General features: G+C 39.4%; 12 protein-coding genes. All 12 read left to right on the forward strand.

What is annotated here, in order from left to right; genetic code table 11:
- Window positions 1–344: 344 nt before the first annotated feature.
- Entirely contained in the window at window positions 345–1,319 is a 975-nt protein-coding gene (locus AC1ECF_RS08265) for a tRNA dihydrouridine synthase (protein WP_480388932.1), read from the forward strand.
- Between the two features lie 770 nt (window positions 1,320–2,089).
- Window positions 2,090–3,784 carry an FAD-dependent oxidoreductase gene (locus AC1ECF_RS08270; RefSeq protein WP_480388933.1) on the forward strand — a complete coding sequence of 565 codons (1,695 nt, stop codon included), beginning with the start codon at window positions 2,090–2,092 and terminating at the stop codon, window positions 3,782–3,784.
- A gap of 40 nt (window positions 3,785–3,824) precedes the next feature.
- Complete coding sequence (locus AC1ECF_RS08275) at window positions 3,825–4,868, forward strand: TlpA family protein disulfide reductase (RefSeq protein ID WP_480388934.1); 1,044 nt, start codon at window positions 3,825–3,827, stop codon at window positions 4,866–4,868.
- Between the two features lie 510 nt (window positions 4,869–5,378).
- Window positions 5,379–5,639: a metal-sensitive transcriptional regulator gene (locus AC1ECF_RS08280; RefSeq protein WP_480388935.1), complete on the forward strand. Its 261-nt coding sequence runs from the start codon at window positions 5,379–5,381 to the stop codon at window positions 5,637–5,639.
- Window positions 5,640–5,689: 50 nt separating this feature from the next.
- Window positions 5,690–6,166 carry a DsrE/DsrF/DrsH-like family protein gene (locus AC1ECF_RS08285; protein ID WP_480388936.1) on the forward strand — a complete coding sequence of 159 codons (477 nt, stop codon included), beginning with the start codon at window positions 5,690–5,692 and terminating at the stop codon, window positions 6,164–6,166.
- 10 nt (window positions 6,167–6,176) lie between these two features.
- Window positions 6,177–6,518 (forward strand): rhodanese-like domain-containing protein, encoded by a 342-nt coding sequence (locus tag AC1ECF_RS08290; protein ID WP_480388937.1) that lies wholly within the window; start codon window positions 6,177–6,179, stop codon window positions 6,516–6,518.
- A 12-nt stretch (window positions 6,519–6,530) separates the two neighbouring features.
- Window positions 6,531–6,827, forward strand: coding sequence for a rhodanese-like domain-containing protein (locus AC1ECF_RS08295; protein WP_480388938.1), 297 nt, complete (start codon window positions 6,531–6,533; stop codon window positions 6,825–6,827).
- Window positions 6,828–6,875: 48 nt separating this feature from the next.
- On the forward strand, window positions 6,876–7,433 hold the full coding sequence (locus tag AC1ECF_RS08300) for a sulfurtransferase TusA family protein (protein ID WP_480388939.1): 558 nt from the start codon (window positions 6,876–6,878) through the stop codon (window positions 7,431–7,433).
- Window positions 7,434–7,522: 89 nt separating this feature from the next.
- Entirely contained in the window at window positions 7,523–8,650 is a 1,128-nt protein-coding gene (locus AC1ECF_RS08305) for an MBL fold metallo-hydrolase (protein WP_480388940.1), read from the forward strand.
- Between the two features lie 68 nt (window positions 8,651–8,718).
- Complete coding sequence (locus AC1ECF_RS08310; protein WP_480388941.1) at window positions 8,719–8,946, forward strand: sulfurtransferase TusA family protein; 228 nt, start codon at window positions 8,719–8,721, stop codon at window positions 8,944–8,946.
- A 63-nt stretch (window positions 8,947–9,009) separates the two neighbouring features.
- Entirely contained in the window at window positions 9,010–9,789 is a 780-nt protein-coding gene (locus AC1ECF_RS08315; protein ID WP_480388942.1) for a sulfite exporter TauE/SafE family protein, read from the forward strand.
- Between the two features lie 118 nt (window positions 9,790–9,907).
- Window positions 9,908–10,537 carry a nitrous oxide reductase accessory protein NosL gene (locus AC1ECF_RS08320; RefSeq protein ID WP_480388943.1) on the forward strand — a complete coding sequence of 210 codons (630 nt, stop codon included), beginning with the start codon at window positions 9,908–9,910 and terminating at the stop codon, window positions 10,535–10,537.
- The last annotated feature ends 4 nt before the right edge of the window (window positions 10,538–10,541 follow it).

A 10,541-nucleotide genomic window follows, 5' to 3' on the forward strand; every position in this document is an offset into this window, starting at 1 on the left:
TGGCAGCTTGTCTTTTGGTTCAATCCTCATAAGCCAATACTAGTGAGGATGGAGAATGTTGAATGAGTGCAAACATCATTTAATATTCTTGCGATAGGGCTGAATAAATGGGAAATCCTTTATGATGGGTTTCCCATTTATTTATTTTAGATAAACCCGCACGTAGGAGATTATCCATCTATAATTAGTTGACGAGAAACATGTGTGAAGATAAATTAAAAAAGCTAGGTTATACTATGAGATGACATTATTTTATCTACTTAATATCCGGAACTTATTGTTTGGATGTTTCTAATAAATGAAACATGGAATTAATTGTTGAGAAGAGAGGACTTGAATAAAAGATGAAAGAAAATTTTTGGGCAGATTTGCCGAAGCCGTTTTTTGTGCTTGCACCAATGGAGGATGTTACAGATGTTGTATTTAGGCATGTTGTAGCAAAAGCGGGTAAACCGGATGTGTTTTTCACAGAGTTTACAAACACAGAGAGCTACTGTCATCCAGAAGGTCAAAAAAGCGTGCGAGGTCGTTTAATTTTCACAGAGGACGAACAACCGATTGTTGCACATATATGGGGGGACAAGCCTGAGTATTTCCGCCAAATGAGTATTGGTATGGCCGAGATGGGCTTTAAAGGAATCGATCTTAATATGGGTTGCCCAGTACCTAATGTAGCATCGAGAGGGAAAGGGAGCGGTCTCATCCTTCGTCCTGATGTAGCTGCTGAAATCATCCAAGCAGCCAAAGCAGGGGGATTGCCAGTAAGTGTAAAGACAAGACTTGGTTATTCGGAAATTGAAGAGTGGAAGGAATGGCTAGCCCATATTTTAAGACAAGATATCGCAAACCTTTCGATTCATTTACGTACAAGAAAAGAAATGAGCCAGGTAGACGCACATTGGGAGTTAATCCCGGAAATTAAAGAATTACGTGATCAAATTGCACCGCAAACATTGCTAACGATCAATGGAGATATTCCGGATAGACAAAAAGGTCTGGAACTTGCGGAGAAATATGGAGTAGACGGTATCATGATTGGTCGAGGTATATTCAAAAATCCTTTTGCCTTTGAAAAAGAACCGAGAGAGCATAGTAGTAAGGAACACTTAGATCTATTAAGATTGCAGCTGGACCTGCATGATCAGTACAAAGAAGAATTACCACGTCCTGTTACTGGCTTGCACCGCTTCTTCAAAATCTATGTAAAAGGATTCCGAGGTGCTGGTGAATTGAGAAATCAATTGATGAACACCAAAACAACGGATGAGGTAAGAGCATTGCTTGACGAATTTGAAGCAAACCATGATTTAAATGAATAGGCTTAACGAAAAGAACGGATTTCTATAAAATGAAATTCGTTTTTTTCTGTTTTATAAATTGTAATTCCGTATAACATTAATAGTACATATATCTAGCAGACAATTTAGGATGGTTAGTCCTAACTTGTCTGCTTTTTTATCATAGCAGGAGTGAACGATCCACTCACGACCGAGAGTAAAGCCGACCCTGGACGAATAGCGGATCTAGGCCATGCCCTCCTCCCAATTTGAATGAGAGTAAATAGTCCACGAATGAGAATAAATCCCGCTCGACCGAGAGTAAATCGGCTAAATGAGAGTAAAGGTGGTCTATCCGAGAATAAATCACTCGCGAACGAGAGTAACTCCCAGCCGACCGAGAATAAACTACCCACGACTGAGAATAAAGCCGACCCTGGAAGAATAGCGGATCCAGACCATGCCCTCCTCCCAATTTGAATGAGAGTAAATCAGCCATGAGTGAGAATAAATCCCGCTCGACCGAGAGTAAACCGGCTAAATGAGAGTAAAGGTGGTCTATCTGAAAGTAAATCATCCATGAGTGAGAGTAACTCCCAGCCAACCGAGAATAAACCACCCGCGACCGAGAGAAAAGCCGACCCTGGAAAGAGTAACCCGCTATCAAAGAAGGAATCCTTATAAACGAGACTATCTATCTCTAGTAAGCTCTTAGATATCAATCGTCTAGTATTTCTTCATTGACATTATACCCTATAGGGTATAATGTGATGGTAAAGATATATTTAACTCTAAATAAATTAGGAGGCTACATGATGAGAAAAGTAGTGATTATTGGAGGAGTTGCAGGAGGTGCTTCTGCAGCTGCACGAATCAGGCGTTTAGATGAGCAAGCAGAAATAGTGATGTTTGAAAAAGGACCACATGTGTCATTCTCCAATTGTTCCTTGCCATTTTATTTAAGTGGAGTCGTACAAGATAGTAAGCGACTATTAATGATGACCCCAGATTCGTTTGAAACGAAGTATAATATTGACGCAAGAGTAAATAGCGAAGTAATCGCGATTAATCGTGATGAAAAGACGGTGACAGTGAAGCATGTACTGACAGGCGAACAAACGACAGAATCATATGACAAGCTTATTTTATCGCCTGGCGCTAGCCCAATAGTGCCAAATCTTCCTGGAACGGATTTACCTCATGTTTTCACTGTTCGTAATGTAGTGGATATCGAGCGTTTACATAATGCTATTGTGGAAAGAAATGCAAAAAGCATAGCGGTGATCGGTGGCGGATTTATCGGTGTGGAAGTAGCGGAAAACTTACGTTTAGCTGGTCGTTCTGTATCATTAGTGGAATTTGCACCGCAAATTTTAACTCCTTTTGATGACGATATGGTGCAAATCTTACATAAGGAAATGGTCGACCAAGGTGTCCAGCTAGTGGTGGAAGACGGCCTAAAAGAAATAACACCAACAAATATCAAGTTAAACTCTGACAACATAATTGAAGCAGATATTGTCGTGTTAGCGATTGGGGTACGCCCTGAAACATCGTTAGCAGCCGAAGCAGGACTAGAGATTGGGGAAACTGGAGCAATAAAGGTCAACCAAAACTATCAAACAACGGACCCTCATATATATGCAGTAGGGGATGCCATTGAAGTGTATCATCGCTTGATGAATAAGCCTACACGTTTAGCTTTAGCTGGTCCAGCTCAGCGTCAAGCACGTGCAACAGCGGATCACATATATGGGATTCCGGCTATAAACAAAGGTGTTATTGGGTCCCTAAGTATTCAAGTGTTTGATTATGCAGCTGCCTCAACAGGCTTGAATGAAAGAACTGCAAAACAAATAGGATTGCCGGTCGATGCGGTGTATGTAATCGCACCAGATAAGGTAGGGTTAATGCCATCAAGTAATCCACTGCACCTCAAACTAATTTATGAAGTGCCAACTGGTCGGATTATTGGGGCACAAGCAATCGGTAAAGGAAATGCAGATAAACGTATTGATGTAATAGCGACACTCATTTCAATGAACGGAACAATAGAAGATTTAAAAGAACTTGAGCTTTCCTATTCACCAATGTTCTCCACTGCAAAAGATGTAGTCAATTTAGCTGCGTTAGTGGCAACAAATATTATGGCAGGACGATTTAAACAAGTACGAGTAAGTGAAGTTCGTTCGTTAGTAGAAGCAGGAGCATTTATTGTAGATGTTCGAGAGCCAAATGAGTTTGCAAATGGAGCGATAAAAGGAGCAGTAAACATTCCGTTAAGTCTGCTGCGCGACCGAATGCATGAGATTCCAAAAGACGTACCTATTTATGTACACTGTCGTTCAGCGCAACGCAGCTATAATGCTGTGATGGCTCTTGTTAATAGTGGCTATGAAAATGTTTATAATATCTCAGGCTCGTTTTTAGGTATTTCTTTATATGAATATTTCCGAGATCAATCATTAAAACGAGAGCCAATCGTGACGCAATATAATTTCAAGTAGTACTTGATGCTGGCAAATGCTCAGGGAAAAGGAGTTTAAGATGAATTATTTAACAATCGGACAACTAAACATTCCAGTAGCTTGGCTGGCATTTTTTATTGCTGTACTTTATAGCGATTTTCGGAGCAGGAAAGCAGATCCTTATACAAATAAAACAATCGAACAGCTGATTCTCCTTTATGTAATTGTCTGGAAGGTTAGTTATCTCCTCTTTTCCTGGTTCGATTTTGTCAAAGCTCCTTTATCACTCCTTTATTTTGATGGTGGTGATAAAGGACATCTATTAGCACTTGCATTGGTTGCGGTCACTTTGTATAAAAAATGGGACACACTTGATTGGCAAATGCTTTGGGAATATTGGGCTCGCTTTATAGCAGTTTACCAAGTAATCAATTATAGCTTTCAAGAACAGTGGATTGTTGCAGTCATATGGGCACTCCTATTCCTAATGGTCGAATGTAGATATAATGGCTGGCTATTATTAGCACAGTGGCTTCCGTTACTTTGGTTAGGTGGCTTCGAATCTGGCTCAACACAAATTCACGCAGGCGTTTTATTGACGATCATATTGAAAATAAAACAGGCACAGCACCTCGCGATTATTGGAGTGTTAAGTTTAGTTGCCGTCATGTTGACTGATATCCCAAAGAAATCGGACTTAAAGGAAAGAGTAGCATTAGAGTTACTTACGGCTACTGGGGATGAGTACCGTCTGGCAGAGCAAGAGCAAACAATAACGGTCGTTAACTTCTTTGCAACTTGGTGTCCTCCTTGTAAGGCAGAAATGCCACATTTACAAAGCTTTGCTGAAGATTTGCCGGGCAATGTTGAATTGATTGGAATTAACTTAGCTGCCCGCGACAATGGAGCGGAGGCATTAACTCAGTTTATGGAAACATATGAAGTCACTTATCCAATTTTATTAGACGAAAAGGATGAGGTAGGCACCGCATTTCAAGTGATGTCTATTCCAACAACTGTGCTCTTAAACGAGGACGGACAGGAGCTAGACAGGATTGTTGGTCCTATAAGTGAACATGCTTTACGTGACTTAGTTGAGCAGTATCAATCCTTGTTAAAATGATTAGGATCATAAGCAAAGTTGCTGTTATTTTAAACAGGCGTCTCTGTGACCATGCCAGGATTAATGCTACATGATATCTTTCAAAGAAAAAGCTGAAGCTCGGCCAAAAACATTCCTTTTTTGAATGGGTATATATCCTTTTTCGATTTACTTATTAAAATTTCAGGTTAGTAGGAAATACTATTGGTTCGTAGCAGCGTCGGCGACTCCAGCGAGAGCAGGGAGCTGGCTTACCTAGCGGAGGGAAAACTAAGAACGTCACATCGTGTGACAACGTTTTCCTGACCAACTTCCTATTGGCCTCCACTCCAAGCGTCCGACGCAGCGGAGAACCTAAGGTTCCATTAAATCTAAGAATCTTAAGTGTTTTTTCCCTAATTGCTCCCCCCTCCTCTTATCTTCAACAAATCTTTCATTTGACACATACCCATGGGGGTAGTAGTATTATAATCAAATAAATAACTACTAATTCACCATTAAGAAATGAATAGGTAGAAAAGAGGTGAGATAATGCAATACGATACAAAAATCACAACAAGGGTAAAAAAGATAGAAGGCCAACTTAGAGGCATCTTGCGTATGATGGAAGAAGAGAAGGATTGTAAAGAAGTCATTACGCAACTAAGTGCTGTTCGCTCTGCTGTTGATCGCACAATCGGTGTTATTGTCACAGATAACTTAGTCGAATGCTTATCAAAAGAAGATGCTAAATCACTGGATAAGAATGCGATGGTAAAGCAAGCAGTAGATCTATTAGTAAAGAGTCGATAAGACTTTTTATTTTTAAACAAAATAATACCCATGGGGGTAAGGAGAAGTTTATGGAGAAGAAAAGAACAACAATCGTTTTATTTAGTGGAGATTATGATAAGGCGATGGCAGCTTACATTATTGCAAATGGTGCAGCAGCTTACGACCATGAGGTAACAATCTTTCACACATTCTGGGGAATCAATGCGTTACGCAAACAAGAGCCAATTGAAGTGAATAAAGGATTTTTAGAAAAGATGTTTGGTAAAATGATGCCACGTGGAGCTGAAAAGCTTGGCTTATCCAAAATGCAAATGTTAGGGATGGGACCAAAGATGATTAAGCATGTGATGAAAAAGCATAATGCTTTAACTCTTACACAGTTAATTGAAATGGCTCAAGAACAAGACATTAAACTAGTAACTTGCACAATGACGATGGATTTGCTTGGAATACAAAATGAAGAGCTTTTAGACGGTGTAGAATATGCTGGCGTAGCTGCTTATTTAGCGGATGCAGAAGACGGCAACGTCAATTTATTCATATAAGAGGTGACATATGGAAACAGCAATTTTAATAGGTGTCCTACTTGCATTTATTGCTTGGCGGATGATTCCGGCAAAAGGTGTGAAACAAATATCAACGACACAGTTAAAAACAATAATAAATGACAAAGAAAAGGTGTTTATTGATGTGCGTACACCTGGGGAATATAAATCGCGTAACGTAAAGCAATTTAAAAATATACCACTCGGTTCTAATTTTTCAAAGCTACCGAGGGATAAAGAAATTGTCGTTATCTGTCAAAGTGGAATGCGTTCCAAACAAGCTTGCAAGCAACTGAAAAAATTAGGCTATGAAAAAGTCACAAATGTCCGTGGCGGTATGAGTGCTTATTAGGAGGAATAAATGATGAAAACAATCTCACCAACAGAAGTAAAGCAAAAATTAGAAGCTGGAGCTGATCTAAATTTAATCGATGTTCGTGAAGTGACAGAAGTGGAAGCGGGGCATATCCCAGGCGTTACAAACATCCCGCTTGGTTTACTTGAATATCGAATGCAAGAGTTGGATAAGAATACTCCGTATATAATGGTATGTCGTTCAGGTGGACGAAGTGGTCAAGCAACAGCTTTTTTAGAAGCACAAGGCTTTGATGTAACGAACATGACTGGCGGAATGCTAGAGTGGACTGGGGAAGTAGAATAATTTTTTTACAAACATTTATACCCCTGGTGGTATTGGAGGAGGAAACAGATGATTAAATCAGATGTACAATTAGACGCAAAAGGGCTGGCTTGTCCAATGCCAATAGTAAAAACTAAAAAAGCAATGAACAATCTTACTGAAGGACAAGTTTTAGAGGTTCAAGCAACAGATAAAGGTTCCATAGCAGATTTAGCTGCTTGGTCCAAAGTTGTTGGTCACCAATATATAGGCACAAGAGAAGAAGGTGGGGTACTGTTCCACTATATTCGAAAAAGTAACCAAGAAACAAAGGAAGCAGAAAAAACATTTGAGCATACCGTTTCCAATGAGGATGCCGTAAAAGGGGAAGGCTTGATTTTAGACGTAAGAGAAGCAGCAGAATATGCGTTTGGTCGTATTCCTGGAGCAAAATCGATTCCATTAGGCGAACTAACGGAGCGGCTAAACGAGCTTGATCAAGAAAAGCCTATTTATGTCATCTGCCGTACAGGTACAAGATCAGACCTAGCTGCGAGCCAATTAGTAGAAGCAGGTTTCAAGAATGTTAAAAACGTTTTACCGGGTATGAGTGAGTATAAAGGCGAGCTAGAAAAAGACATGGATTGATATACGAAAGAATTGTATTTATTGGTTCGGGTAGTTACACTATTCGAACCAAAAAAATGAACGAAATTATACCTATGGGGGTACAACAAATGACGGTTACAGCTTGGACTGCAGCTCAGGTTGCACGCAAAGTAATAGATGACAAAGAATTATTTATCTTAGATGTACGTAATACAGATGCATTTGAAGATTGGAAGATTGAAGGACATAGATTTGACTATTTAAATATCCCTTACTTTGATTTATTAGATGGTGTAGAAGAGATTCTACCAAAGATTCCGCCTGATAAAGATGTGCTGGTCGTTTGTGCAAAAGAAGGCTCATCCATTATGGTGGCAGAAATGCTGTCAGAGGCAGGGTACAAAGTAGGTTACCTAGAGGGTGGGATGAAGTCTTGGTCCATGTATCTTGAGCCTATTAAAGTAGGAGATCTTACTGGAGGCGGTGAATTGTATCAATTTGTCCGCTTGGGAAAAGGTTGTCTGTCTTATATGGCTATTAACGGTGATGAAGCAGCAATCATCGATGCTGGAAGGTTTTCAGGTATATTTATCCAATTTACAGAAGATAAAGGCGTAAAGATTAAGCATGTTTTTGATACACACTTACACGCAGATCATATTTCAGGTGGTCGTCATATTGCTAGCCAAACAGGTGCAACGTACTACTTACCACCGAAGGATGCAGAGGAAGTTGTTTTTGAATACACACCTCTAACGGATGGTTTAATCGTAAAACTAGGTGCTTCGCAGATTGAAGTAGGAGCGCTATATTCACCAGGTCATACGATAGGTTCTACCTCATTTGTTATCGATGAAAAGTACTTGCTGACTGGTGATATTTTGTTCGTTGATTCCATCGGCCGTCCTGATTTAGCGGGTCTGGCAGAAGATTGGGTGGGAGACTTGCGAGAGACATTATATAGCCGTTATCGCACATTGGCAGATGATTTAATCGTGCTGCCGGCCCACTTCATGATTATAGAAGAGCTAAATGAAGATGGAACTGTTGCAAAACGATTAGGAGATTTATTTGCTGAAAATCATGGATTGAATGTAGAGGACGAGGAAGTCTTCCGTTCGATGGTAACGGACAACTTACCACCGCAACCAAACGCATATCAAGAAATTCGACTCGTAAACATGGGAAAAGATACACCAAGTGATGAGGAACAAGTAGAAATGGAGATTGGTCCAAATCGCTGTGCGGTAAGGTAATTAATCTATCAGTTTGCTGAAGCTTATCACTCATTAAATGAACCTAAAACGGAAAAGAGGAAACAAATATGAATATCACAAAAACTTTAGATGCAAAGGGCTTAGCTTGTCCAATGCCAATCGTACGCACGAAAAAAACAATCGATTCCATGAATTCTGGGGAAGTGCTTGAAGTATTAGCAACGGACAAAGGAGCTTTAAATGACTTTGCAGCTTGGGCAAAATCTGGCGGTCATACCATCCTCGAACAAAAAGAGGAAGACGGAGTGCTTACCTTCTATATTCAAAAAGCATAATAGCGTAAATAGCGAGTGGAGTAGAGTCCTACTCGCTTTTTTATAAGAAAGAAGGGACACAATATGGATATTTCTATTACATTTATAACTGTTATTTTTGCTCTTGGGTTTATAGGATCCTTTATCTCCGGAATGCTAGGTGTTGGAGGGTCTATCATTAAATACCCAATGTTATTATACATCCCACCAATGTTTGGTTTGGTGGCATTCACTGCCCACGAGGTTTCTGGGATTAGTGCTATTCAAGTATTTTTCGCATCGATTGCAGGGGTGTGGGCATACCGAAAAAGTGGTCTCCTCCATAAAGAACTCATCCTTTATATGGGTGTTTCAATTTTAATAGGGAGTTTTATTGGTAGCTATGGTTCAGGATTTTTATCAGAAGAAGCCGTTAATATCGTATACGGTCTCCTTGCAGTAATTGCCGCGGTGATGATGTTCATCCCGCGTAAAACGGTAGAAGATACAACTGTCGTTACTTTTAATAAATTACTAGCAAGCATATTAGCTTTTATTGTGGGAATTGGTTCAGGTATTGTAGGAGCAGCAGGTGGCTTCTTATTGGTTCCGATTATGCTAACCGTATTAAAAGTTCCTACAAGGGTGACAATTGCTACAAGTTTAGCCATTACGTTTATTTCCTCCATTGGGGGAAGTATAGGGAAAATTATTACAGGTCAAATTGACTATTGGCCAGCATTTATCATGATCATTGCTAGCATCATTGCAGCGCCTCTTGGAGCTAAAGCTGGACAAAAAATGAATGTGAAAATATTGCAATGGCTACTTGCCATTATGATAGCAGCAACAGCAGTAAAAATATGGATAGATATATTATACTAACTAAATGTGAAGTCATTTTCACAATATAGGTGAATAATCGTCAAATATTTATCATTTTGAGCAAGCATTTAGCGTTTATAATGAAAACTGCAGATACTATCATTTTGGAGGAAATTCAATGAAAAAGTTATTGTTTGCAGTACCATTGTCGCTTATGTTATTTGCATGTGGAGATAATGCTGTGCAAGAAGAGTCTAAAGAGGAAGATACGTCTAAGGAAGTAACAGTAGAAAACAAAGATAACAAGTTATCAAAAGCTGAACAAACAGAGTGGACAGCTGATGAGCGCTTACAAGAACCGACAGAAGAAGTAACTTGTTTCATGTGTAACATGAAAGTGTATACGAAGAATCATGAACAAGGAATTTTTTCTGCCCAAGCAATTCGTGAAAATGGAGAGATTGTGTTCTATGATGACATAGGTTGTTTGTTAAATGATGAGTATGTGAATGGAGTAGAAAATGAAAAGTTTGTACGTGACTATCATACATTAAATTGGTTTAACGTAGAGGAAGCGTATGCAGTAAAAACAGATTTGAAATCTCCAATGAACTGGGGATATATATTCTTTAAATTTGAAGAAGATGCAAATACATATATAGCTCAAAACGAAAACGTTGAGATTGTGGCGATAGATGAAATCCGTACACAAGCAATCGAGCGTCATAAGAAAAAACAGATGAATAGTGAAGGGCATAATCATCATTCAGACAAAGATACGATGTCTTCCGATGGTTCACCTGAGTAGGGAA

This window comes from Psychrobacillus sp. Z3-81, assembly GCF_056620325.1.